The organism is Prosthecobacter sp., from assembly GCF_044236155.1.
Taxonomy (GTDB): Bacteria; Verrucomicrobiota; Verrucomicrobiia; order Verrucomicrobiales; family Verrucomicrobiaceae; genus Prosthecobacter.
Genome location: NZ_JBIIHA010000001.1, coordinates 268705 through 293001, shown reverse-complemented (window position 1 = coordinate 293001; position 24297 = coordinate 268705). Strand labels below are relative to the sequence as shown.

Genomic DNA, 24297 nt, shown 5'->3' with positions numbered 1-24297 from the left:
AGCATTTCATCCCGCCTCCAGCGGATAATCAGCGCGCGCCGTGCTTTGCCTTCAAATGCTGCACGGTTTCGTCCGCAGTGTCTGCTTGGATCATGACGAGGTCACCGGGCTGGGCGGAGGCGAGGGCGAGATCGACGGCTTTGAGGTGGCCGAGGATGGATTCGACGCGTGAGGAGCCTTCGAGACCGCTGGCGAGGAGGCGCATGATTTCGCCGGATTCGCGGCCGCGGACGTAGTCGCCCTCGTAAAGCCAGGCTTCATCGAACTCGGCGGCGAGGAGGCGGCCCTGCTCGATGATGTCGGCGTCACGACGGTCCCCAGCGGAAGTGTAAACCACGAGACGGCGTTCGTTCGGGAACTGGCGCAGGCCTTCGAGCAGTGCCTTGAGCGCGTCCACATTGTGCCCGTAATCGACGATGACGGTCACGCCCTTCAAATCGAGCACGTTGAAGCGTCCGGCGTTCTGATCGAGGCTCGGCACGAAGGTGCGGCAACCTTTTCGGATGACCTCGTCATCCACGCCAAGCGCCCACATGGCGGCGATGGCGGCGAGGGTGTTTTCGACTTGGAAGCCGATTTTGCCTCCGCGGGTCAGCGGCACCTCATCCAGCGGCATGAAGACCTCCTCGCGTGGACCTTCGGCACGGATGATCTGACCATCGCGAGCGAAGAGGACACGCTCACCTTGGAAGCGGTGGCGGACGATGACGGCGTTTTCCGCATCGAGAGCGAAGAAGATGGTCCGCCGCGGATAAGTCTCGGCCATTTTCACGACGAGCGGATCGGCGGCGTTCAAAACGGCGGTGCCATGCGCGGGGACGGCGGCCACGATGCACTGCTTCACCTCGGCGAGCTGCTCCGGCGTGTCGATCTCGTTGATGCCAAGGTGGTCGCCGCAGCCGATGTTCGTGACGATGGCGACATCGCAATGATCAAAGGCGAGGCCTTCACGCAGGATGCCACCGCGGGCGGTTTCCAGCGCGGCGGCATCGCAAAGCGGATACGCCAGGATGCTGCGAGCGCTTTTCGGTCCGCTGCAGTCGCCGCTGTCGATCTTCCGATCATCGACGAAGACGCCGTCGGTGCTGGTGAGGCCGGTGCGCCAGCCGTTCGTGCGCATGAGATGGGCGACGAAGCGTGTGGTGGTCGTTTTGCCATTCACGCCGGTCACCGCGACGATGGGAATGCGTCCGCTGCAATCCGGCGCGAACATGGTATCGATCACCGCCTTGCCCACGGAGCGCGGCTCGCCCTCGGAAGGATACAAATGCATGCGCAGGCCGGGGCGGGCATTCAGCTCGATGATGACGCCATTGCGCGGGCTGAGCGGCGCGGAGATGTCCGGCGCGATCATGTCGATGCCGCAGATGTCGAGGCCCACGGTTTGCGCGGCCTCGACGGCGGCGGCGCAGATGGTGGGATGCACCTCGGGCGTGCAATCGGCCGCGGTGCCGCCGGTGCTGAGGTTCGCATTGCGACGGATGAGGATCATGCGGCCCTTTGCAGGCACGGAATCCGGCGTCACGTCCTGCTCGGCGAGCACCTGCATGGCCACGGCGTCGATGCGAATCTTGCTCAAAGCGGCCGCGTGATCGGCGGCACGGCGCGGATCGCGGTTTTTCTCGGCGATGAGCTCCTGAATGGTCTGCACGCCATCGCCGATGACATGCGCGGGCATGCGGCGCGAGGCGGCGATGAGTTGCTTGCCGATCACGAGTACGCGGTAGTCCTCACCTTCGGCGAATTGCTCCACGAGCACGGAGTCACTTTCCTCCTTCGCAGCCTCGTAGGCCTTGATGACCTGCTCGCGGGTGAAAAGATTCAACGCCACGCCGCGGCCCTGATTGCCATCGCGTGGCTTCACGACCACCGGCAGTCCGATTTCATTCGCGGCGGCCCACGCATCCTCGGCGGAGCGCACGGGGCGGCCCTGCGGCACGGGCAGGCCCACTTCGTTAAGAAGGCGGCGCGTGAGATCCTTGTCCTGCACGATGTCCTCCGCGATGGCGCTGGTCTCGCTGGTGGCGGCGGCGAGGATTTTCTTCTGCTTCGAGCCCCAGCCGAGCTGCACGAGGCTGCCTTCCGTCAAACGACGCACCGGAATGCCGCGCAGCTTCGCCGCATCGACCATCGCCCGAGTGCTCGGCCCCAGGCAGATGTCGTGCGCGAGATCACGCAGGTTTTCGATGGCAGCGTTCACATCCATCGTCTCGCCGTGCAGCGCGGCGTCGATGAGCCGTCGTGCGAGCTCAAACGCGGCCCTGGCGACGGCCTCCTCGTCAAATTGCGTGATGATGCGTAGCACGCGGGCCTCGGAAGTCGGCATCACCTTGCCAAAACTCACTTGGAGGTCGGTCCGGCTCTGGAGATGCAGCGTGATGTCCGCAAGCAGCCTGGCGAGCGTGTCCGCGTCCGGCTTCGCGGCTTCTTTGAATGCTGGCTCCAGTGCTGGAAGCCACGAGACGAGCCAGTCCGTCCAGTTCGGCACGAAAGCGGGAATCTCAGGGAACTCGACGCGACACTCGAGCATGGTGTCACGCGCCCAGATGTTCGGCCCGCGGAGGGCATTGATTTTCCGCACGAGAGTCGTGCGGGGCTCGCTGGATGAGGATTCGGAGGACAAGCAGGAAGAGGGGGCGCGGAAGAATCCTTGTCCTGACGAGGCGTCAAGGACGGATTCGCGCCGCCAAACGGCGTTTCGGCAGATTTCTTTCAGCCGGTTTGACTTCACCGGGAATCGTCGCTCCATACGCCACCCCTTGCCTCACGACCTTCGAGACGCCTCTCCAACTCTTTTCCAGCATGCCGAATCGCGGCTGGCTCCGGGAGAGCGCATGGTCGCGAAGCTGCAGACGGACCTCGACTGGAATCTGCACTTTCACGCTGGGCTGATCGTGCTGACAAACCTGCGGCTGGTGCACGTGGAGGCCGCGTCGTTTCGCGAATGGAAGCTCGAGGATGTCCAAGACCTCGTGTTGGAGGAAATGGGGCCCACCGCGGCGTTGCATCTGCAAACGAGCAGTTCGGACGCGTGGCATTGGCGGCTGACTTCCGGCTTGTTGAAGGACATTGAGGCCTTCATCGCCCGCTTTCGCGAGCTGCGAGGCTCCAGCGGGCAAACGGACGAGGCAGGTGAAGACGACGAAGAAGAGCTTTTTGCCACCGAGCCGGCCAGCGAGCCCAAACTCGCCTCGAAGCCGCTTTTGCGCCTGCTCGGCTTTTCACGCCCGTGGATCGGTTTGATGCTTTGCGGCCTCGGATTGACCGTGGCGAGCACCGGCGCGGGCTTGATCGGTCCCTGGCTCACGATGTCGCTCGTCGATGACGTGCTCATTCCACTGCAAAGCGCCACGCAGGAGATCAACACGGCACGCGTGTATCGCTTTGTCGGCGGATTGCTCGGCGCGGCGGTGCTCACCTGGATGCTGAAGTGGGCCACGACCTACGTCGTCGCCCGGCTGGCGGAGCGAGTGACCAGCCAGATGCGCCGCGCCACCTTTGAGCACCTGCAAACGCTCTCGCTCGGCTACTTCAACAAGAAGCGCACCGGCGACCTGATCTCCCGCATCGGCTCGGACACGGACAACATCTCGCTCTTCATCTCGATCAACTTCATCGACTTCGCCTGCGACATGCTGACGATTGTCTTCACCGCGGCGGTGATGTTTTCGATCAATCCGATGCTGGCCTTCGCCGCGCTGGGGCCGCTGCCGGTCGTGGCCTGGCTGGTGCAATGGGTGCGCGTCCGGCTGCGTGGCGGTTTCGCTGCGGCCAGCCGCGCCTGGAGCGCGATGAACAGCGTGCTGACCGACACCATCCCCGGCGTGCGTGTGGTGAAGGCCTTCGCGCAGGAGAAGCGGGAGATCGAGCGCTTCCGCCAGCAGGACCAGCACATCTTCGACACGAATGACCGCGTGAACCGCACCTGGTCGTTCTTTGAGCCGACAATCTATTTCCTCACCGACATCGGCCTGCTAGTCGTGTGGTCCGTGGGAGCCTGGTGCGTGGCACACGAGCACACAACCGTCGGCGTGCTGACTGGCTTTGTGCTTTATGTGGGCAAGTTTTACGGCCGTCTGGACTCGATGAGCCGCTTCGTGGCCTCCGCGCAGCGTGCGGCATCGAGTGCGCACCGCGTGTTTGAGATCCTCGATGTGAAACCGGACATGCCGGTGAACAAGGACACGCGCCAGGTGGGACGTCTGCGCGGCGAGATCGAGTTCCGCGACATCAAATTCCGTCACGGCAACCGCCAGATCATCCGTGGATTCAGCCTCAAGATTGCTCCCGGCGAAATGATCGGCCTCGTGGGCCCCAGCGGCGCGGGAAAAACCACGCTCATCAATCTCGTGTGCCGCTTCTTCGATGTCAGCGAGGGCGCGATCATCGTCGATGGCAACGATTTGCGCGAAATCGATGTCATGGACTACCGCCGGAACCTCGGTCTCGTGTTGCAGGAGCCGTATCTGTTCTTTGGCACCATCGCGGAAAACATCGCGTATGGCCGCCCGGATGCCACGCGGGCCGAAATCATCGCCGCGGCGAAGGCGGCGAGGGCGCACGACTTCATTTTGAAGCTCGCGGATGGTTATGACTCGATGGTCGGCGAGCGCGGCCAGCAGCTGAGCGGCGGCGAAAGGCAGCGCATCAGCATCGCGCGGGCCCTTTTGGTCGATCCAGCCATCCTCATTCTCGATGAGGCCACGTCTTCCGTGGACACCGAAACGGAGCGTGAGATCCAGGCCGCGCTCGATCACCTCGTCAAAGGCCGCACCACCATCGCCATCGCGCATCGTCTCGGCACGCTGCGGAAGGCCAACCGCCTCGTCGTGCTCGAAAACGGGGTCATCAGCGAAACCGGCATGCATGACACGCTCATGAAAAGCGGCGGCACCTACGCCCGCCTGCATGCCGCCATGGAGGAGGTGAACCACGCATGAAGCTCTCCCTCTCCGGCCAGTCTCTCACGCTCACCGATGCCGCCGGCACGCGGCATGAAAATGTGCGCCCGGTGCGTCTTTTTCCTCTCACCGAGCCGCAGCACTGGATTTCCCTCGTCGGCGAAGGCGGTCGAGAGCTGGCCTGCGTGGAAGATCCGGCCTCGCTGGAGACGGAGCAGCGCCAGGTGCTCGAAACCGCGCTCGCGAAACGCGACTTCGTTCCGGTCATTCGATCCATCACCACCATCAAGCGGGCCAATGACGGTCACGACTGGCATGTCGAGACCGACCGCGGCCCCACCGTCTTCCGCATCGAGACGGATGAAAGCATTCAAAACCTCGGAGGCACCCGCCTCGTCATCATCGACAAGGCGGGCACGCGCTACCTCATCCCGGATGTCGCCCGGCTTGATCGCGACAGCCGGCGCAAACTGGAGCGCTACTACTAGATGATCCTTTCCAAGCTTCTTTTTCGTCTCGGCCTCTGCGCCGCCCTTTTCCTTGTCAGTTGCCAGTCACCCAACATCCGCCGTGAAAAAGCCGGGCATCTCCTCATCGTGGGCGGCGGGCTCGATGATGACCTCCGCGGGGTCTATGAATGCTTTTTGAAGCTCGCCTCAGCCAAGGGCAAACCTCGCGTGCTGATCGCGACCGCGGCCACGGAGCAGGGCGCGGAGGTGAAATCCGAGATCGTCGGCAAAACGAGCGCTCTCCGGGCTTGGTCGCCGGATGTGCAGGTGGGTGTGATCACTCGCGAGACCTCGACGGAAGAAACGGTGGAGGCCATCGACAACGCCACCGGCATCCTTTTCACCGGCGGCAGCCAGGCGCGGATCATCCAGCGCTATCGCCCGAATGAACGCGAGACCCCGGAATGGCATGCGATGAAGCGTTTGCTGGCCCGCGGAGGCGTGATCGCCGGATGCAGCGCGGGCGATGCGATGATGGGTGAGTTCATGGTGCTGCACGGAGACAACACCGGCGCTCTCGTGGCGCCCGCCATGCCGAAGGATGAGACCGTGGTGGACTTCAAAATGAGCCACGGCATGGCCTTGCTGCCCTGGGCGATCAGCGAATCGCACTTCTTCGAGCGTGACCGGCTCGCGAGGCTGGTGGTGATGCTCGAAAGCGCGGGCAACCGCCTGGGCATCGGCGTGGGAGAAGATGCGGCCGTTCATGTCGATCTCGCCACGGGTGATCTCATCGGCCTGACGCCAGCGGATTCCCTGCTCGTCGATGCTTCGCACTTGGAAACTGAGGGGCAGATGCGCAGCGGCTTGCGGGCCCGATTGGTCCGGCAAGGAGATCGGATCTGCCTGCGCCGGCTGCTCGACAAGAAGCCGCCTCCACCCACGGCAAAGCCGCCTGACACGCCGAGCACCATTCACATCACTTCGCCGGGTCAAAACCGCCAGCTCGCCCTGTGGCGCCTGTTCATGAACGCACGCCGGCCGGGCAGCGGCGTGTGGGAAATGCACTTCAAGGAAGGCTGGAAGCTTCAAGCCTGGCCCGACAACAAGCGCTGGGTGGCCTTTGAAGTGTCACCCGAATAGGACGCATCACTCACGCGGTCGCCTGAAAGGTCCGCAGACCGTTCGCGATGGCTTCATCGCCCAGACCTTGATCCCACGCGGCTCCGCAAGCTGCGAGCACATCGTGAAGATGGAACGCGAAGTGACCATCAAGAGGCAAGGAGACCTCGCTGACGCTACAAAGCGTCCGCTCGGCAATGCCCTCCGCCAGCTTGATCTCACCTGCGGATACAAAAAACGCACGACCACCTGCCTCGCGATGCTTCACGAGCACCTCATTGCCTGCATCGCGGCTGAAAAACAGCACGCTGCCTTTGCAATACTCCGCCATGCCCGCGACGAGCGGATCATCCGCATTCAACACCGCGGTGCCGGATGGCAGCACGACATCGACGATGCAGCGTTTCACCTTTGTCATCTGCTCCAGCGTGTCGATGTAGCCAAGACCAAGGTGATCCGAACCGACATTCAGAACGATGCCCGTCTGGCAGCGATCATAGCCGATGCCTTCGAGGATGATGGATTCCGCGCTCGTCTCGCAGATGGCGATCTCCGTCCACGGATGCAGCAGCACGCCCTGGGCGCCGAAAAGGCGGTCGCCTTGCTTCGAGACGGCTTTGCGTTCGCCGAACTGCAAACCCTCGCTGTGGCAAACGCCGAGGAACTTACCCGTCGAGGCCAGCAGGTGCGCGAGAAGCTTCACCGTGGTCGTTTTGCCCTGCGTGCCGGTCACGCCGATGACCGGGATGCGGCCATCCCCTTCCGGGAAGAGCATGTTCACGATGGCCTCTCCCACCGGGCGCACTTTGCCCACGGCGGGCTTCAAATGCATCAGCAGGCCGGGGCTGGCGTTGATCTCCACGATGGCACCGCCCTGCTCCTCGAGCGGTTTGGAAATGTCTTCGCACACGACGTCCACGCCGCAGATGTCGAGACCGGCCACCTTCGCGGCGATGATGACATGATCACGCACGGTGGGATGCACGTCGTCGGTGATGTCGATGGCCCAGTTCGCAAAGCGGGCCACCAGCACACGCTCGCCATCGTGCGGCACGGACTCGGGCGTGTGACCCTTGTTTTGCAGATCGGCGAGGATCACCGGGTCCCACTTCACCGTGTCGATCTTGTCCCAAGGGCAGGTTTCAAGCTCGCCGCGACGCGGGTCGGAGTTCAACTGGTCCTCGATGAGCTGCACGATGGTGCTTTTGCCATCTCCCACGACCACAGCGGGATCGCCACGGCTCGCGGCGACCATTTCACTGCCGACGACGAGCAGGCGATGATCCACGCCGGGAATGAATTTCTCCACCATGACGCCGCTGCCTTCATTCAATGCTTGCTGATAGGCATCGGTGACTTGCTCCGAGGTCGTGAGGTCGATGAACACGCCACGGCCATGATTTGCATCCGTCGGCTTCACGACGATGGGCAGGCCGATGTCCTGTGCCGCCTCCCAGGCCTCCTCGGCACTACCCACGGTCTGGCCTTCCGGCACCGGCACGCCAGCTTGCTTCAAAAAGGTGCGCGTGAGGTCCTTGTCCTGCGCGATGTATTCCGCGATAGCACCCGTGCGATCCGTTTCCGCGGTCCAGATGCGACGCTGCTTCGCTCCCTGGCCGAGCTGAATGAGGCTGCGGCCTTCTTGAAGTCGGCGCCACGGGATGCCGCGCTCCTTGGCCGCATCGACGATGGCCTTCGTGCTCGGGCCGAGAGCATTACGATCCACCACGTCCTGCAGGCGTTTCACTTCAGCCGCGACATCAAAGGCACCGCCCGTGTAAGCCGCAAGCAGCAGCTCACGTGCGGTGCGCAGGCACTCCTGCACGACGACCTCGTCATCGAAACGCACGATCACCTTGTAAAGTCCCTCGACACAGGTCTCGCGGGCCTTGCCAAAGCCCAGCGGATGCCCGGCCATCGTCTGAAGCTCCAGCGTCACATGCTCGAGGATGTGCGCAGGATAGGTGCCGCGGTCGAGCCGCTGAAAAAAGCCGCCTCGCTCGCCCACGCTGCATCGGTGCTCGATCATGCCGGGCAGCCAGGCCTTGAGCCGTTCGTTGAATCCAGGCACTTCATCCGAGCCGGTGTCCTTCAAGCTGCCGAGATCGACCCACGCCTCCATCACCGGGTAGTTCGCCCAGATGTTCGGGCCGCGGAGGATGTGGATTTCACGAATGTCGAGGTCGGGCATGGAGCGCGGATGTTACGCGCCTCCTTCTGTCAGGCAAGGCATCGGATGATCGCAGATTGCAGATAAAATCTTGCCTTCGCAGCCAGAACGCCTTGAATCGCGGCTCATGCCAATTCCCCTCGAAGATCTTTTCAATGATGTGCTCGCCAAGGCCCAGCGCGGCCTGGCCATGAGTGATTCCAAGCTCGCCACACTCTCTGGACTCACTGCGGATGAAATCGTTGCCGCTCGTGGCGGCCAGGCTGACTATGCGCAACTGCTCCGTCTCGCGCAGCACCTCAATCTTCATGGCCCCTCCCTCGTGACGATGTCCCAGAACGCATGGAGGCCGTTTGATGTGAAGCTGCCAGGCCTTGAGCAATTCAACACGACCTACCACGACATGACGGTGAACGCTTATCTCGTTTGGGATGCGCAGACCAAAAATGCCGTCGCTTTCGACACCGGGGCCGATGCATCGCCCATGATCGAGTTCATCGAGAAAAACGGCCTGAACCTCAGCCTGATCTTTCTCACTCACACGCACCCGGATCATATCCTCGACCTCAAAAAGCTCTCCGCTGACGGCTCCGTCACCGCGTTCGTGCATGAGCGCGAGTCGTGCGATGGCGCGACTCCGTTCAAGCTGGGCGAAACCGAGTGCTGGGAGACCGGCGGCCTGAAAATCGAGCCGCGCAGCACCTGGGGGCACTCGAAGGGTGGCATCACTTATGTGGTCAGCGGCCTTGAGCGCCCCGTCGCCGTCGTGGGCGACGCGCTTTTCGCCTCCAGCATGGGCGGCGGCATGGTTTCGTATGCCGAGGCGCTGGCCACGAACCGCAAAGAAATCTTCACGCTGCCAGACAACACCGTGATCTGCCCCGGCCACGGTCCGCTCACGACCGTTGGTGAAGAAAAGGCGCACAATCCGTTCTATCCCGAGTTCAAATAAACCATCCAACCCATCCCAACCATGTCTCAAACCGTTGCTTTCGTCGGAGTCGGCAAAATGGGGGCCAACATGGCCCGCCGCCTCAAAGATTGTGGCTACAGCGTCACCGCCGTGCTTGATGTGAACACGCAAGCCGCCGCTGATCTCGCCAAAGAACTCGGCTGCAGGTCCTGCACGAATCTGGCCGATGTCTCAGCGGCCGCTGATGTCATTTTCACCGTGGTGACGAATGATGCTGCCATGCGCGCTATTTTCCTCGGCAACGGCGACAACCTGCTCACGAACGCAAAGGGAAAGATTTTCATCAACTGCGCCACGCTCTCGCCCGCGATTCATCGCGAGGTGTATGCCGCCGCCGAAAAAGCCGGCGCGCACAGCCTGGAGGCCTGCATGGCCTCCAGCATCAGTCATGCACGCGAAGGCCAGCTCTACCTCATGCTCGCGGGCGACGAGACGATCTACAAGCAAGTGCAGCCGATGATCGAGCAGATGAGCGTGAACCGCCGTTTCATCGGTGGGCCGGGCCGTGCCGCGGAGGTGAAGGCGCTGGTGAACATGGTGATGAACATCAACACCGCCGGCCTTGCTGAAGGACTCGGCCTCGCTGCCGCCCTGGGTCACGACTTGAACATGATCCGCGAGGTTTTTAGCCAGACGGGAGCGAATTCGCGCGTGCTGGAAACCGACAGCGCCGACATGGTCGCCCGCGAGCATGACTGCTGGTTCTCCGCCGAGCACGCCGCGAAGGACAGCGGCATCGCCGCCGACGTGGCGAAGAGCGTCGGCCTGAATCTTCCGCTCAACGAAGCAACGAAGGCCCAATACGACAAAATGGTGGCTCTCGGCCTCGGCGAACTCGACAAGAGCGGCATCGCCGAACTGACCTTCAAAGGACGGCATGCCTGATGCTATTTACGCCGCGTCATCATCGTGACCACGAGGATGAAGAAGCACATGACGACTGAGAACAGCGGGAACTGCAGCGCGGCGGGCAAGCTGTAAACCAGCGCCAGGGCGGGAATCCACACGAGCCAGTTCGTGATGAGCACGGTGGGGCAGGTGCGCAGCCAGAACTCGCGGTTCAGTGTGGGCCGCGTGCGCGACCATGAGCCGCCCATCTCCACCCAGCGCAGGGCGATGACATAAGTCGGCACAAACCAAAGCGGGCTGATCACGAACTGGTCGAACACGACTTTTTTCACGAGCGTGGCCGCGTCGTTGCCATGCCCGAATATTTTTCCCTGCAAACGATAGAACAGGTCGATCTCCATCCCTCGATAGCCCCAGAAGCCCATGAGCAGCATTAGACGACGACATCTATCCCCGGAAGGAAGCACGCCCTGCGCCCATTGAACGAGCGTGGGCAGCAGCGCGGCGGCAAAGATGGTCGATGCGCAGGAAAAACCGAAGGACCAGCGCGTCTTCAACGCGCCAAGCGATTCCCAAAAGCCCGCCAGCGCCGGAACCTTGTAGTAACTGACCACAAGCGCGACGGCGATCACGTTCAGCACCGCACAGGACAGGCGGTTCTGCCGGAACACGGTCACAATCATGCCGATGATGCCAGGCGCGGGCGTCGGATCGTCAGGCATGACCGGAAAGCCGCGGTTTTATTGATCGTCGCCGAAGTATTTTTTCCGCAGTTCGTTGCCGACTCCCTGCTCCGTGATCTTCAACAGCGCCTGGTTGAGGCGTTCGCGGATGGTGCTGTCCTGCTGAAGGGCAAACGCATAGTTTTGACGCTCGAACACAGGGCCGACCATTTGCAGCTTCTCGTCATTGAGCTTGCCCGCCTCGTATTGCAGCACCGGCGCGTCATACACGACGGCCTCCACATCGCCGCTCTTGAGCGCGACGACGCATTCCGCAGGCGTGGCCATGGGCACCACTTTGGCGCCTTTGGAAGTCAGCCAGGTTTCTGTGGTGCTGCCTTTGACGGTGGCCACTTTGCGGCCCGGAAGGTCGCCGGGGCCGTTGATGTCGCCCTTGAGGGTGTTGATGGTCAGCGTGGTGGTGAATGACGCCGTGAGCAGGGAGACGAGAACGATGCTCAGCAGCATCCACACGATGGCGACGATGCGGCCGCCGACTCCGACAGGCCCCTTGTTATCCGCGCCGCCGACAAGCAGCGTGCTCAGCGTCCACCAGAACGACTCCCAGATGCCCGCCTTGTAATCCTCCGGCCACTGGTCGCTGTTGACCTTGTGCTCGTAGCGCCAGACGAGGTGCGAGATGATGAACATCGTCACCATGAGCAGCAGGAACGCGCCGATGAGCTCCAGATTGAAAAGATTGCCCAGGAGCGAGAAAATGTTGTCCGCGAAACTGCCGCTGGAGCCGGAAACGAGCACCTGGAGGCCGGATTCGTAGAAAGGCTGCGAGAAGTCGATGACCTCCTCACGCTTCGCCGTGACACTGATGGCACCGACGCCGACATCGGCGGATTTTGCCTTCAGCGCATCGATCATGTCCTGGGCTGTGTTCACCACCGTGATATCATATTCCAAACCTGTCTCGCGGGCGAGTTGGTCCCAGAGCTCGGCAGCGTAGCCGACCCTGCGGCCGTCCTTCTCAAAGGAGAAAGGCTCCAAGTTGCGGGTGACGACGCGGAGTTTGGCAGTCGGAGCGGTCGCGGCGGCAGGAGCCTGGGCTTCAGCGGTGGAAACCAGGCTGGACAGCAAGCCAGCGAACAACAGCAGGAGGAGAAAGCGCATAAGTACTGGCAGATACCAACACCACACGGCGAGTCAACCACCGCCTCTGCGTTTGTGAGCATGAAACGCGTTGCCGGCTTGCCTCCGCCCCACGCCCGTCCATCCATGCGGCGTGACCACCGACGTTTTTCAAACCATCCTACAGTACGGAGCCGCTGTGAACCTCTCCGCGCGCGCCAAATTCCAACTCACCGGGAACGACCGCGTTCGCTACCTCAACGGCCAGGTGACGAATGATGTGCGGCGCGCAAAAAACGATGAGACGCTTTACGCGTGCGTGACCGACGCCAAAGGCCGGGTCGCCGGTGATGTGTTCATCCACACGACAGCGGTGGCGCTGCTGATCGACGCGGAGCCCGGTCTGCGCGAATCACTGGGCATGCGCCTGGAACGCTACATCGTCGCAGATGATGCCGAGCTGGCCGATGTGACGGACGGATGGCAGCTCTGGCACGTCTGGGGTGACGCGGCCGCTCCAGTCCCAGAAGAAAACGCTCTTGGCTCGCAGGAAAGCCCGCATCACGTTGTGCGTTCGAATCGCTTTGGCGTGGTTGGCGCCGACCTGTGGATTCCATCCGGAACCACGCCTCCGGCCTTCGATTCGCTTCCAGTTTTGAGTGAGTCAGAACTCGAAACCTGGCGCGTCCTGCAAAACATCCCTCGCTGGCCGAATGAGCTGAACGCGGAGACATTTCCGCCAGAAGCAGGACTGGAGGCCCGTGCGATGGACTTCGCCAAGGGCTGCTACATCGGCCAGGAAGTCCTCTCGCGCATCAAAACGACAGGCAAAATGCCTCGAAACCTCGTTCACTGGGAGTCAGGACATGACATCGCTGCTGGAACGGAGCTTCACGATCCGCAAGACAAGGTCATCGGCACGGTCACCAGCGTGGCAAAGCATCCCCTGACCGGGAAATTTGTCATCATGGCGATGGTGAAGGCGGGAACAAACGTCATCGCGGAACGCGACGCGTGAGATCAGTTCACCGGGCGCAGGTCAAAACACACGAGCTTGTCTTTTTGCCGCACCAGCAGCCTGCCGTTGGCGATGGCGGGTGACGAGCAGCCCATGGCATCGGTCTTGGCCCGACCGAGCTGCTCATAGGCGGCGTTTGTGGCCTTCATCATGCGCACATGCGTGCCGTTATTCTCATAGACAAGGAGCTTGCCGTCCGCGAGCAGCGGGGAGGTGATGGTGCTGTTGATCTCGTTGACGACCCATTTCACGGCGCCGGTTTCGAGATCGACGCACTGGTGCTTCTCCCCGCAGCAGAGATAGACATTGCCTTCGTGAATGATCGGGCTGCCGGTGTAACGCCGGGTGACCCAAAAATGGGACCACATGGCCTTCGGTTTGCCATCCGCCTGCATTTTGTAGCCGCGCAGTCCAACCCCCTCCGTGCCGCTGTAGAGCACGAGCCAGTCACCGTTTGCAACCGGTGTGCTCTGGCTGCCGCCCTCCGCCGTCCACAGCAATTCACCGCTGTCGGGATTCAAACCATAGAGCGCGTTGTTGCCGTTGATGACGAGCACAGGTTTGCCGCTGACGGGAGCCCACCACGTCGGGCTGGCGATGTTTCCCTTGGCCTGTTTTTGCTCCCACAAGAGCTTCCCGTCCGCTTTTGAGAACGCGCAGGCATTTCCGGCGGCCATGTAAACATGATCGCCCATGACAATCGGCGACGCTGCCGGGCCTTTGGTGGAAAGCGGCGCTGTCCACACGAGCCTGCCGTCGGTTTCGTTGACGCAAATCAACTCGGTGCTGCACGCGGCATACACTTTCCCGTCCACGACGGCGCAGGTGCTGGAGGACTGGCGCCCGGTGGGGTTGCCGGGCTTCGCATATTTCCAAATCTGCTTCCCGGTGGCCAGATCGAGGCAGAGGATCACATCCTGCGCGACCTTCACGGTGTTCGGCACGGCGGCGATCATCTTCTCCTTCACATCCGGCGGAAAACCCTCGTCATCGAGCCACTTCTGAAAGGCGGCGGCGCTTTCAAAGGGTTTGCCCTGCCTGCCTGACATTTTTTCGAGCCACTCAAGTCCGATGGCGTTTTTCCCGGCCTTGAACCGGCTGGTGACCCACGAGCCGATATTGATCTCCTCCTTTTCAGTAAGGTTGTCCTTACGCCACTGCGTCACCCATTCGTCAAACTTCTCTCCACGCAACTTCGGCAGGTTCAGACGCGTCTCCTCAAGCTTTTTGGCCAGTTCCGGCGTGGTGCCGCGGTAGTTCAGCGTCTGCATCACCTCCGAGTCGATTTCCCTCGTTTCAGATGTCACCCGCTCATGCCAGACGACGCTCAGAAACACGCGCTCACCGCTGACCACAGGACTGCCATGGCCACCATATTCGTTGCTGGGGATGAACTCGCTCTCCCAGACTTTTTTCAGCCCCTCCGCTGGAAATGTATTTGCGATGGGACTGGTGTCCTGGGAGACGCCGTTGCGGTCCGGTCCGCGCCACTGGTTCCAGTCGGCAGCGTGAGCGCAGAATGCTGGCAAAAGAATGACGGCGGAGAGAAAAGATTTCATGCGCGGCGTTAAACGCGGTCACCGCTCGAATCATTGCGGTGAAAAGTGGTGCGCAGGGAGGGGATCGAACCCTCGACCAATTGGTTAAAAGCCAACTGCTCTACCGCTGAGCTACCTGCGCTTTCCAGTAAGGGGGCGGGTATGTATTCACAAGCCGGGGCCGCGCAAGCCGGAATATGCCCCGGCGCGGACTTTCTGAACCAGCGAGGCAAGGCCGTTTTCGGGCCGTTTGACGAGAAAAGCGCCCATTCCGCAGCTTTGAGCTCCTTCGAGATCACACCTTTCATCGTCACCAATGTGCAGGCAATGCGAGGGCTTGCACTCCAGGGCCTCAATCGCCGCATTGAACATGCGCAGATGCGGTTTCGAGGCTCCAACTTCGCTGGAGATGATGATTTGCTCGAAAAAACGCGACAGACCATGCCCGTGCAGGATGCCGCGCAGACGACGGTCGAAGTTCGACAACACGACGAGCTTGTGATCGCGCCTGAGATCTTCCAAAGCTGGCGGCACGTCCTCGAACACCTTCCAGGCTTCAGGCCGGGCGTAGTGACGGTATAGCTCGTCAAAAAGTGAATCCATCGTGTCTTCTGCCGGAGGCTCCCCCAGTACCCGCTCAAACACATTCCCGACGAGCGCACGCCACCAGCCGCGATCGTCATCCTGCGGCAGTTTTCCCACCGGGTGCAGCGGAGGAGGAAGAGTGCTCCAAACTTCGCGAAACGCCCGCATGACATCCGCCGGGGCCGTTTTGAGTCCATGACGCGCCGCAAAGGCCGCGTAGGTCTGCCCCACAGGCTCCGCGACACGGATGAGCGTGCCTGCAGCATCGAAAATGAGCGCCTGCAGTGACATGAGGGCATAAAAAAGGAGCGGCTGCGAGCAGCCGCTCCGAAATTCATCAAATCAGGTTACTTGGAAGCCGTGAGAGGATTCTTCGGGTTTTTACCAGCCGTTTCCTGAACCGGCTCCACAGGGATCTGCGGCAGGCGGCAGTGCCAGCCAGAACCGGGCATCGCGTAGCCGGGATGCAGGTCATTGAGGCTGCCGACCATGTAGGGCTTCGGCTCCGGCGGGGTGAAGATGTTCCAGAACGGCCAGTAAGTGCGGTTCACAGCCTCGCCGTAGGAAGCCAAGGTGCTCTGGTAAACCCTGCGTGTGGAACCCAAGGTGCGCTGAACGGCTCCTGTGGCGACATGCGGCCAACGGTTCACGGCACGTGCGGTGTAAATGGCGCCGTCATCCACCGTGTCCAGCGCATAGTCGGCATAACGGGTGGTTTCACGATAAGCAATGTCATCGGTGCGGCGGATCGCATTCATGCCGATGTTCGTGTAATCGCGAGCCTGACGATCAACGACTTTGCCGCCGTAGTTCAGCGTGTCATCGGTCACATCCAAGCTGCTGGTCACCGTCTGGCCAACAGCGCCACTGACGTAGCCAAGACCCTGATTCGTGAGAGGCGCGCCGCGGCAGGGCAACTCAGCCGAAGGACGCGGATTGTTCTTCAGGCTGGTGCAGGAGGCGAGTGTCGAAATCAGGACAAGCGGGAGGAATAATTTCATAAAGTCCCGGATTCTGTCGGAAAGGGAGGTGAATTGTCAAAGCTAAAATCCGGGAATCTGTCGCACCGGGGTTCATCACACCAAAGAAGATGAAAGACCCCTGGCAGCAGGGCGTTTTCGCGCCACCCCAAAAACCCCGCCTCGCTTTCGTCCATGAAAACGACTCTCTTTTGCATTCTCATATCCCTCCTTTCCATCCAGGCGCTCCAGGCTGCGCCCGACCTGAAGGCCACCGCCGCCAAAATCGACGAACTCGTCAATGCCAAGCTGGCGAAGGAAAAGATCAGCCCCAACAAGCCCGCAAGCGACGAGATTTTCGTCCGCCGTGTCTATCTCGATGTCGTCGGCCGCATTCCGACGCTGCATGAGACCACCGAGTTCCTCAAAAGCAGCGACACGGACAAGCGCTCCAAGCTGATCGACAGCCTCCTCGCGAGTGAGGGTTATGTGCAGAACTTCTTCAACTACTGGGCCGACATCCTTCGCATGAAAAGCCAGATGGTCGGCGGCGGTCAGAGCCTGCCCGCCTACTACGGCTATGCGAACTGGCTCAAAGCCAGCCTGCGGGACAACAAGCCCTACGACCAGATGGTGCGCGAGGTCGTGACCGCCGACGGCAAGAGCTACGAAAACGGCGCGATCGGCTTCTACATCCGCGATTACAACATGCCGCTCGACAACATGGCGGTGACCACCCAGATCTTCCTCGGCACCAGCATGGTCTGTGCCCAGTGCCACAACCATCCGTTCGATAAATGGACGCAGATGGACTACTACCAGATGGCCGCCCACACCTACGGCATGACCGCCAGCAACGGCCTGACCAATCCGCTCCTCGCCCAGGCCATCTACGGCGGCGGTGCCGCGAAAAACAAGAACAACCGCTACGGCGGTGCCGTGACGAAATTCGACCTGCCCGAAGGCGTCGAGCGCAAGGACATCGGCCGCGCCATGACCGAAATCCTCCGGCCGCTGCGCTACAACACCGTGCTGGACCAGACCGACAAAAAGGTTCTGGCGCTCCCGCATGATTATCAATACACCGACGCCAAACCAAAGCAGAGGATCGAGCCTGTGATCCCCGCCTCCTTCAGCAAGGACGGCAAAATCGTCAAAGACGGTCAGCAGCCGATCACCTCTTACGCCGCCTGGATGACGAGCAAGGACAACCCACGCTTCACCACCGTCATCGCCAACCGCCTGTGGAAAAAACTCATGGGCCAGGGCCTCATCGAACCCGTCGATGAGATCACCGACAGCACCGTGCCGAGCAATCCGCAGCTCATGACCTTCCTGGAGGAGACGATGAAAGCCTCGAATTATGACATGAAGGCCGTCCTGAGCGCCATCCTGAACTCCCAAGCCTACCAGCGCGAAGCTTACACCAAGGATGTCGAACTCGGAGAGGTTTACAATTTCCCCGGTCCCCTGCTCCGCCGCATGAGCGCCGAGCAGATCTGGGACAGCATGGTTGCCCTCTACAAGCCCAATCCTGACGCCCCCAGCATCGAAACCAAGGTGGAGGCCGAGATCACCCTCCGCCGCATCGAGTGGCTCGACCGTGCCCTGAACACCCTCACTCCGAAGCAACTGCAAGCCTGCACGGTCAAAGTCGCCCAGAAGCAGAAGGAGCTTGCCGCCGAGGTGCGCGCCGCCCAGGAAAAAATGGAGGCCGCGTCCAAAGCCAAGGACGAGGAAGCCATTCGCGAAGCACGCAAGGCCATCCAGAGCCAGCGCAAGCGCATCGACGAAGCCGTGGATGCCATCGTTTATGACGCCGGCTTCAAGCGCTTCGCCGAGCTCGCCCGCGAAGGCAAGCTCGATGAATTCTCCAAGGACGAGGACTTCGCCAAGGAAGTTGCCGCCGCCATCAAGGCCAAAAAAGACGGCGAAGACCTCGGCATGGAAGAAGCCCTCGGCATCCTCGCCAAACAGCGCCGTGCAAAGCTCCAGGAGCAGGCCCGGGCTCGCATGAAGGCGGACGCGGAACGATTCGCCGTGGATGACAAAAACGAAAAAGCCTCCCTCGCCGCCTGGGAAAACTTCCGCGACACCTACATGCTCCGCGCCGCCGACCTGCGCAGCCCGGCACCGAACGGCCACTTCCTCCGCGAGTTCGGCCAGAGCGACCGTGAACTCGTGGAAAACTCAAATGACGAGGCCAGCGTGGGCCAGGCGCTCATGCTACTGAACGGCAAAACCTTCAGCAACCTCATGAACCGCTACACCGTCATCGCCCGCGCCTTGGACAAGGCGAGGAAGGAGGGCGGCGAGTCCGTCATCGACACCGTCTATCTCAGCCTGCTCAGCCGCAAGGCCACCGCCGAGGAAAAGGCGCTGCTCCAGCCCATCGCTGACAATGCTGACGCCACCGACCGTGGCGACGTGCTCTGGACCGTGCTGAACACCCGCCAGTTCTTCTTCATCCAGTAATCTTGAAAAGGACGTCTTGTCTGTGATTTGACCTTTCGTGGCGCGTAATGCGCCAAATCAGATGACGCGTTTTCAGGCGAGCACACCCTTCACCACCTCGCCCGCGATGTCCGTGAGGCGGAAATCCCGTCCGGCGTAGCGATAGGTCAGTTTCAAATGATCCAGGCCGAGCAGGTGCAGGATCGTGGCGTGAAGGTCGTGAATGTGAACCTTGTCCACCGCCGCGTAGTAGCCGTAATCGTCCGTCGCACCATAAGCGATGCCCGGTTTGCTGCCGCCACCGGCCAGCCACATCGTGAATCCGTGCGGATTGTGGTCACGACCGTCGGTGCCCTGCGCCACCGGCGTGCGGCCGAATTCACCTCCCCAGATCACCAGCGTGTCATCCAGCAGACCGCGTGATTTAAGGTCCGCCAACAGGCCCGCGATGGGCTTATCGACCTCGGCGGCGTTTTTCGTGTGGCCTTTGAGCAGGTCGCCATGCTGGTCCCACTGCACGAAGCCATCGCTGTGCGTCACCTGAACGAAACGAACGCCGCGCTCGGCAAAACGCCGCGCCATGAGGCACTGGCGGCCGAAATTGGCCGTCACCGGATCATCAAGGCCGTACATTTTGCGGGTCGCTTCGGTTTCGCCGGAAATATCCTGCAGTTCCGGCATCGTCGATTGCATGCGATAAGCCAGCTCGAACGAATTGATCCGCGCCTCCAGCGCCGCGTTCGCGCCGGCCGTTTCTAGGTGCGCGTGATTCATCTGTGAGACGAGATCAAGCTGCGCGCGCTGCATCTCCGGTGTCAGTGACTTGTTGTGGATGTGTTTCACCACTGCCTGGTCGGCAGGCACGCTCGCATTGCCCAGAGGCGTGCCCTGGCAGTGCGCGGGAAGGAAGGCGGAGCCCCAGTTGTTCACCCCGCCATGCGCCAGCGTCGGACAGATCGTGATGAAGGCCGGCAGATCGGAATTTTCGGTGCCAAGGCCGTAGCTGATCCACGAGCCCATGCTCGGCCGCACAAACGTGTCGCTGCCCGTGTGCAGTTTCAGCAAAGCGCCGCCATGCGCCGGATTCGTGCCGTGCATCGAGCGGATGACGCAAAGGTCATCCACATGCTTCGCCACATGCGGGAACAGATCGCTCACCGGCAGGCCGCTCCTGCCATAATTCTTAAACTTCCACGGCGACTTCAGGAGATTGCCAGTCTGCGCGAATTTCACACGCGGCAGCGCGAACGGCGGCGGTTTGCCATGATCGCGGTCCAGCAGCGGTTTCGGATCAAAGGTGTCCACTTGCGAAGGGCCGCCCTTCATCAGCAGAAAAATCACCCGCTTCGCCTTGGCCGGAAAATGCGGCCGTTTCGCCGCCAGCGGATCAACCACCGCCGCGTTGGCAGATTCCAGCCCCAAGACGCCCTGCAACGCCAGATAGCCAAAGCCCGCGCAGGAATTGCGCAGCATGGCACGACGTGATGAGCCTGAGGCGTTCATGCTAGGAATACGGTCTCGTCCGCATTCCTCTTGCCTCGCATGATCAAGCCCGCGCCGTGGCCGGCGTGCGGCGGTCGTCACGGAAGAAGTCCTCCATGCGCTGCCGCAGATCGGCGTAGAATTGCCGGGCCATCTCCTCCAGGGCGTCCGCCTTGTATTTGATGCCGCTGGTTGCGGCGAGTTCGCGCTCGACGCGCATTTTCTCCTCAAAGGCATGCTCCAGCTCCATCAGGTGCTCCAGGAAGCCCTTCGCGGCGCGTGAGCGGTCCACACCCTCGATCAGTGCCCGTTCCAGCGGCTTGTGCTGCGTGAGGTGCAGCAGCTTGCTTTCACCCAAATCCTTCATGTAGCGGTTGAAGGTGGACAGGAAGGCCTTGCGCTCGCCGTCGAACTTCACCTCCTCGCGGTCCAGCAGCGTGTCATACGGGCCGGGCTTGGAGAAGAACTTCACGACCAGCGGAATGGTGTCCACGAGCATGAAAAGCAGCGTGAGCACGAGATACGCAACGAGCGCGAACATGCCGCCCTGCTGGCCGTTTTCGAAGAGTTCATGCAGAGCGAGCGTCTGCGTGAGGATGTCACGGCGAGGCTCGGAGCGGATGCCGGCGATGCGTGTCTCCTCATCCTTCACGAGCTGGGCGATCTCGGCGTGATGATTCTGGAGCTGGAGCAGCAGCGCGTCGATCTGTGTCTTCAGCGTCTCGCGGATGGCGTTTTGCTGGCCCACGAACGCGTCCGCCTGCTCGGCCTGCACCTTTTGCTTCAAGGCCATGATGCGCTCCTGCTCGGCCTTGTTGGCGGCCGCCATTTCGGCGGCTTTGGCATCGAGCGCGGCATTCACGCCGTCCTCGGCGGCTTTGATCTCGGCCACGAGCGCCACGCGGTTCTTCGTCATCGTGTCCAGCACACCGCTAAGGCGCGCGGATTCGGCGCGCCGCCAGGTGAGTTGGTCTTCCTGGATGCTTTTCGCACGCGGGCCGAGACCGATGATACCGCTGCGCTGGCCGTTAACCTCACGCTCAAATTCCGTCTGCCAGTGATTGAGTTCAGCGGCAATTTTCTGATAATCCGCGCTCAATGTCGCCATTTCCTTGTCGAGCGCTTCGAGACGTGTTTTGCCGGGAGCCACGGCCTCGGCGATTTTAGCCTCACGCTCGGCCTTGGCCTTCTTTTCGTCGTCTGTGAGCTGTTTTTCGACCGGCTTGCCGTTTTCGTCGAGGAACTTGGCGCTGAAGGTCGCGTTCCAATTTTCACGCTGCTTGGCGATCTCCGCCTCCAGCGGAACGATGCGGGCCTCGACGGCGGCCTTCTGCTGCTTCGCCGTCTCACGCGCGGCCTCGATCTCACCCTGGCGATGCTTTTCGACGACGGAGGTGATGGTGTCCTTGAAAAGCAGCAGTGTGAGAGGATGCGAGATGGTGATGCCCATCAGCGCGGCCACCACGATGCGCAGCGAGAACTGCGCCGCCTTGCGGAAAAAGCTCTGATAAGCGCGATAGGTCGCCAGCAACGCACGGTCCACCGTCAGAATAATGAACGCCCACACGAGCGACACCGGCGCGATGATGAGCCAGTTATCCGTCAGAGTCGAAAGCGCATACGCGCAGGCGATGATTGCGAAGGTGGAGGGCACAAGCACCGTCGCACCAAAGGCCACATACTTTCGCCGTTCCCAGGCCGGGCAGGCGTCGAGGTTGTCGGAGGAGGCTGAGGACAGCCAGAAGAAGACGCGTTCGATGCGGTCTAGGAGGTTCATGCGCGTGAGGGGTGGCTGGACTGCGAGTCTGCGGGGAGGATGATGATTGTCAAACCCCTCCGCCGGATTATTGAGGGCCTATGACGCCCGTCCTCGATGACGCATTCATCTGTGATTCCGTGCCGGCGGAATTCATGGACCGGCTCTGGGCGGCGGGATGGCGGCATTTTGGCAGATACTTTTTTCGCTACAGCACCCAACCCGGCGAACATGGCGATGAGCAGACCATCACCCCGCTGCGCATCGACCTTTCCGCCTGCGTTTTCACGAAAAGCCAGCGCCGCGTCCTGCGCAAAAACACGGATTTGCGCTGGGAAGTCATCCCCGCCCTTCTCGATGACGACATGCGGGCGATGTTTCAGCGCCACAAACAGCGCTTCACCCACAACATCCCCGACGCGCTTGAGAACTTCCTCGGCGAAGATCCCGCCAGTGGCCCCTGCGAATGCCGCATGATGCGCGTGTTTGAGGGCGAACGCCTCCTCGCCGCCAGTTTCTTCGATGTCGGCCAGCAGGCCGCCTCCAGCATCTACGGCATCTTCGATCCTGCTGAGCACAAACGCAGCCTCGGCATCTTCACCCTGCTGCTGGAGATCCAGCACTGCCGCGAAGCCGGCCTGCGCTGGCTTTACCCCGGCTACGCCACGCACGAGCCCAGCGCTTACGATTACAAGAAGCAGTTCCGCGGCACGGAGATGCTCGACTGGAGCACCGGTGACTGGCGGCCGTTGCTGCCTTGAACTCACCCGGCCAGCGTGAATCGTGATTGCCACCCGCTCGCACTCCCGCCGGCATCCACCGCATGCCGCCGCTCCTGTCGAGTTCCTGAGTGATCTGTTGGCGGCAGAAAGGCTGGCTACTTGCCCTCCAAGAGCGTTTGCAAGACGGGACCGTCCATGTTCTCCGCCTTCAAGCCGAGCAAGGCGGCAAGAGTGGGTGCCACGGAGGTGTTGCTAACCGTGCCGCACCTGGCACCTGGCTGGATGCCAGCACCCCAGGCGACGAAGGTCGCGTGCATGTCTGGATGTGCGGCGTCCGATCCGTGAGAGCCTTTGGTCACCTCATCCAGCGGCGTCACGACCACATCGCCTGCTGGCGAGTCCACGAAATTGAAACCGCTGGCCGCGGACAGCACGAGGTCTGCCATCTGCGGGTTCTTCGCAGGATCAGGCAGCCCATGAGCGGCGAATTCGCCCGGTGTGATCACGGCTCCCACGCCTTCCAGTTGGCGAAACTGTTCGGCGAGCTTCACCACCTGGGCCGCACGGCCTTCCTCCCGCAGCACATAGACAAAACAGGCTCCACCCTGCGCCACGGCCCGGACACTGCCGCCCGTGATGCGCGTCCCGAGCGCGGTGAGCAATCCTTCCTGCCGCAGCAGCACATTCGGCTGGATTCGCCGACGGTAGGAGATGAAGCCATGATCAGACACCACCACCAGCGTCGCGCGCCCGCCATGAGTGCGCTGCAGTTCCTGCCAGATTTCGCCCAGGCACGCGTCCTGATTTTTCAATGCGGCATAGGCCTGCGGTGAGCGGGGACCAAACCGGTGCTGCGCGTGATCAAGCTCCACAAAATGCATGAGTAGCAGATGCGGGCGATGAACGCCCAGCAGATGCTTACCCATCTGCGCAAACATGCGGTCCCGCTCCGCGATGCGCTCAGTGTTCCACCACTCCTCCTGCATGCCCCAGGGGATGCCTTTCGCGGTGAACTCCTCCAGCAGCGAGGGTGTGGCGAACTGCTTCACCAGCGCCAGCGTGCCCACATCCGGGATGGTCCAATCCAGCGTGCGCGCCCCGCGAGTCGCAGGCCAGATCAGCGCGGCCGTCTTCAATCCCGCCTGCTTCGCGAGGTCGTAAATCGTCGGCACCTTCACAATCTCGTCCTTGTTGAAGAGAGGATCGACCACCAGCGGCACGATCTCATTCTTCGTGCGATCAAGCACGCTGTTGCCAAGCACGCCATGCTTTCCGGGATGCACGCCCGTGACCAGCGTGGTGTGGTTCGGCCAGGTGACCGTGGGCATCGAGGCGATCATGCCCTGCGCACGCGCCCCCTCGGCGACTAGGCGGCGCAGCGTCGGGATCTCCGCCACGGGATCGTCGAGGTAGAAGTTCGCTAGGCCATCCACGCTCACCATCAAGACGATGCGATCAGGCGTTTCCGCATCCACGCGGGGGACACCAAGCAGCATGAGGAGAGCGAACGGGAGAAT

18 protein-coding genes and 1 tRNA gene are annotated in these 24297 nt (G+C 61.7%); 8 read left to right on the top strand and 11 right to left on the bottom strand.

The genetic code is table 11. From position 1 onward, the window contains the following. Positions 1 to 28: 28 nt before the first annotated feature. Entirely contained in the window at positions 29 to 2623 is a 2595-nt protein-coding gene (gene cphA / locus ACILSE_RS01175; protein ID WP_395715505.1) for a cyanophycin synthetase, read from the bottom strand. Positions 2624 to 2759: 136 nt separating this feature from the next. Between cphA (ACILSE_RS01175) and ACILSE_RS01170 the strand changes: the two genes are divergently transcribed. From ACILSE_RS01170 to ACILSE_RS01160, 3 genes are read left to right on the top strand one after another with little or no spacing between them, the layout of a single operon-like run. After that, on the top strand, positions 2760 to 4940 hold the full coding sequence (locus ACILSE_RS01170; protein ID WP_395715504.1) for an ABC transporter ATP-binding protein: 2181 nt from the start codon (positions 2760 to 2762) through the stop codon (positions 4938 to 4940). Further along, the gene (locus ACILSE_RS01165; protein WP_395715503.1) at positions 4937 to 5389 is read left to right on the top strand and encodes a DUF1854 domain-containing protein; all 453 of its coding nucleotides are present in this window, start codon (positions 4937 to 4939) and stop codon (positions 5387 to 5389) included. Before ACILSE_RS01170 ends, ACILSE_RS01165 begins: the two co-directional genes overlap by 4 nt. Continuing rightward, the gene (locus tag ACILSE_RS01160) at positions 5390 to 6493 is read left to right on the top strand and encodes a cyanophycinase (RefSeq protein ID WP_395715502.1); all 1104 of its coding nucleotides are present in this window, start codon (positions 5390 to 5392) and stop codon (positions 6491 to 6493) included. A gap of 10 nt (positions 6494 to 6503) precedes the next feature. On the opposite strand, the gene cphA (ACILSE_RS01155) is transcribed toward ACILSE_RS01160, so the two are convergent. Beyond that, positions 6504 to 8663: a cyanophycin synthetase gene (gene cphA, locus ACILSE_RS01155; RefSeq protein WP_395715501.1), complete on the bottom strand. Its 2160-nt coding sequence runs from the start codon at positions 8661 to 8663 to the stop codon at positions 6504 to 6506. A 106-nt stretch (positions 8664 to 8769) separates the two neighbouring features. Between cphA (ACILSE_RS01155) and ACILSE_RS01150 the strand changes: the two genes are divergently transcribed. Further along, positions 8770 to 9594: an MBL fold metallo-hydrolase gene (locus ACILSE_RS01150; protein WP_395715500.1), complete on the top strand. Its 825-nt coding sequence runs from the start codon at positions 8770 to 8772 to the stop codon at positions 9592 to 9594. 21 nt (positions 9595 to 9615) lie between these two features. Continuing rightward, complete coding sequence (locus ACILSE_RS01145; RefSeq protein WP_395715499.1) at positions 9616 to 10500, top strand: NAD(P)-dependent oxidoreductase; 885 nt, start codon at positions 9616 to 9618, stop codon at positions 10498 to 10500. 2 nt (positions 10501 to 10502) lie between these two features. Here the strand turns inward: ACILSE_RS01145 and ACILSE_RS01140 are convergent, their stop codons facing one another. Together ACILSE_RS01140 and ACILSE_RS01135 are read right to left on the bottom strand one after the other, a co-directional pair. After that, positions 10503 to 11186 (bottom strand): hypothetical protein, encoded by a 684-nt coding sequence (locus ACILSE_RS01140; RefSeq protein WP_395715498.1) that lies wholly within the window; start codon positions 11184 to 11186, stop codon positions 10503 to 10505. 18 nt (positions 11187 to 11204) lie between these two features. After that, positions 11205 to 12308: a transporter substrate-binding domain-containing protein gene (locus ACILSE_RS01135; protein ID WP_395715497.1), complete on the bottom strand. Its 1104-nt coding sequence runs from the start codon at positions 12306 to 12308 to the stop codon at positions 11205 to 11207. Between the two features lie 112 nt (positions 12309 to 12420). On the opposite strand from ACILSE_RS01135, the gene ACILSE_RS01130 reads away from it, so the two are divergent. Next, positions 12421 to 13284 carry a YgfZ/GcvT domain-containing protein gene (locus ACILSE_RS01130; protein ID WP_395715496.1) on the top strand — a complete coding sequence of 288 codons (864 nt, stop codon included), beginning with the start codon at positions 12421 to 12423 and terminating at the stop codon, positions 13282 to 13284. Positions 13285 to 13286: 2 nt separating this feature from the next. Here ACILSE_RS01130 and ACILSE_RS01125 read toward each other — a convergent pair whose 3' ends face one another. The 4 genes from ACILSE_RS01125 to ACILSE_RS01110 all read right to left on the bottom strand — a co-directional run bounded on the left by ACILSE_RS01125 (position 13287) and on the right by ACILSE_RS01110 (position 16408). Continuing rightward, a complete protein-coding gene (locus ACILSE_RS01125) occupies positions 13287 to 14843 on the bottom strand; it encodes a PQQ-binding-like beta-propeller repeat protein (RefSeq protein WP_395715495.1) in 1557 nt (518 codons plus the stop codon). A 46-nt stretch (positions 14844 to 14889) separates the two neighbouring features. Beyond that, positions 14890 to 14964 (bottom strand) — tRNA-Lys (locus ACILSE_RS01120). Positions 14965 to 14990: 26 nt separating this feature from the next. Further along, positions 14991 to 15698 (bottom strand): HAD-IA family hydrolase, encoded by a 708-nt coding sequence (locus ACILSE_RS01115; protein ID WP_395715494.1) that lies wholly within the window; start codon positions 15696 to 15698, stop codon positions 14991 to 14993. A 56-nt stretch (positions 15699 to 15754) separates the two neighbouring features. Further along, the gene (locus ACILSE_RS01110; RefSeq protein ID WP_395715493.1) at positions 15755 to 16408 is read right to left on the bottom strand and encodes a hypothetical protein; all 654 of its coding nucleotides are present in this window, start codon (positions 16406 to 16408) and stop codon (positions 15755 to 15757) included. Positions 16409 to 16561: 153 nt separating this feature from the next. Between ACILSE_RS01110 and ACILSE_RS01105 the strand changes: the two genes are divergently transcribed. Next, positions 16562 to 18841, top strand: coding sequence for a DUF1549 domain-containing protein (locus tag ACILSE_RS01105; protein ID WP_395715492.1), 2280 nt, complete (start codon positions 16562 to 16564; stop codon positions 18839 to 18841). A gap of 72 nt (positions 18842 to 18913) precedes the next feature. Here ACILSE_RS01105 and ACILSE_RS01100 read toward each other — a convergent pair whose 3' ends face one another. Next, entirely contained in the window at positions 18914 to 20323 is a 1410-nt protein-coding gene (locus ACILSE_RS01100; RefSeq protein WP_395715491.1) for a DUF1501 domain-containing protein, read from the bottom strand. Positions 20324 to 20366: 43 nt separating this feature from the next. Beyond that, positions 20367 to 22079 carry a DUF4407 domain-containing protein gene (locus ACILSE_RS01095; protein WP_395715490.1) on the bottom strand — a complete coding sequence of 571 codons (1713 nt, stop codon included), beginning with the start codon at positions 22077 to 22079 and terminating at the stop codon, positions 20367 to 20369. Positions 22080 to 22159: 80 nt separating this feature from the next. Between ACILSE_RS01095 and ACILSE_RS01090 the strand changes: the two genes are divergently transcribed. Continuing rightward, a complete protein-coding gene (locus ACILSE_RS01090) occupies positions 22160 to 22819 on the top strand; it encodes a GNAT family N-acetyltransferase (protein WP_395715489.1) in 660 nt (219 codons plus the stop codon). Between the two features lie 116 nt (positions 22820 to 22935). On the opposite strand, the gene ACILSE_RS01085 is transcribed toward ACILSE_RS01090, so the two are convergent. Further along, positions 22936 to 24276 (bottom strand): alkaline phosphatase family protein, encoded by a 1341-nt coding sequence (locus tag ACILSE_RS01085; protein WP_395715488.1) that lies wholly within the window; start codon positions 24274 to 24276, stop codon positions 22936 to 22938. Positions 24277 to 24297: the final 21 nt, after the last annotated feature.

Bases quoted from the DNA above. Each gene is read 5' to 3' on its own strand.
- ACILSE_RS01135 (WP_395715497.1), bottom strand. From the start codon at position 12,308: ATGCGCTTTCTCCTCCTGCTGTTGTTCGCTGGCTTGCTGTCCAGCCTG.
- ACILSE_RS01165 (WP_395715503.1), top strand. From the start codon at position 4,937: ATGAAGCTCTCCCTCTCCGGCCAGTCTCTCACGCTCACCGATGCCGCC.
- ACILSE_RS01105 (WP_395715492.1), top strand. From the start codon at position 16,562: ATGAAAACGACTCTCTTTTGCATTCTCATATCCCTCCTTTCCATCCAG.
- cphA (WP_395715501.1), bottom strand. From the start codon at position 8,663: ATGCCCGACCTCGACATTCGTGAAATCCACATCCTCCGCGGCCCGAAC.
- ACILSE_RS01090 (WP_395715489.1), top strand. From the start codon at position 22,160: ATGACGCCCGTCCTCGATGACGCATTCATCTGTGATTCCGTGCCGGCG.
- ACILSE_RS01140 (WP_395715498.1), bottom strand. From the start codon at position 11,186: ATGCCTGACGATCCGACGCCCGCGCCTGGCATCATCGGCATGATTGTG.
- ACILSE_RS01115 (WP_395715494.1), bottom strand. From the start codon at position 15,698: ATGTCACTGCAGGCGCTCATTTTCGATGCTGCAGGCACGCTCATCCGT.
- ACILSE_RS01150 (WP_395715500.1), top strand. From the start codon at position 8,770: ATGCCAATTCCCCTCGAAGATCTTTTCAATGATGTGCTCGCCAAGGCC.
- ACILSE_RS01100 (WP_395715491.1), bottom strand. From the start codon at position 20,323: ATGAACGCCTCAGGCTCATCACGTCGTGCCATGCTGCGCAATTCCTGC.
- ACILSE_RS01095 (WP_395715490.1), bottom strand. From the start codon at position 22,079: ATGAACCTCCTAGACCGCATCGAACGCGTCTTCTTCTGGCTGTCCTCA.
- ACILSE_RS01085 (WP_395715488.1), bottom strand. From the start codon at position 24,276: ATGCTGCTTGGTGTCCCCCGCGTGGATGCGGAAACGCCTGATCGCATC.
- ACILSE_RS01160 (WP_395715502.1), top strand. From the start codon at position 5,390: ATGATCCTTTCCAAGCTTCTTTTTCGTCTCGGCCTCTGCGCCGCCCTT.
- ACILSE_RS01125 (WP_395715495.1), bottom strand. From the start codon at position 14,843: ATGAAATCTTTTCTCTCCGCCGTCATTCTTTTGCCAGCATTCTGCGCT.
- ACILSE_RS01145 (WP_395715499.1), top strand. From the start codon at position 9,616: ATGTCTCAAACCGTTGCTTTCGTCGGAGTCGGCAAAATGGGGGCCAAC.
- ACILSE_RS01110 (WP_395715493.1), bottom strand. From the start codon at position 16,408: ATGAAATTATTCCTCCCGCTTGTCCTGATTTCGACACTCGCCTCCTGC.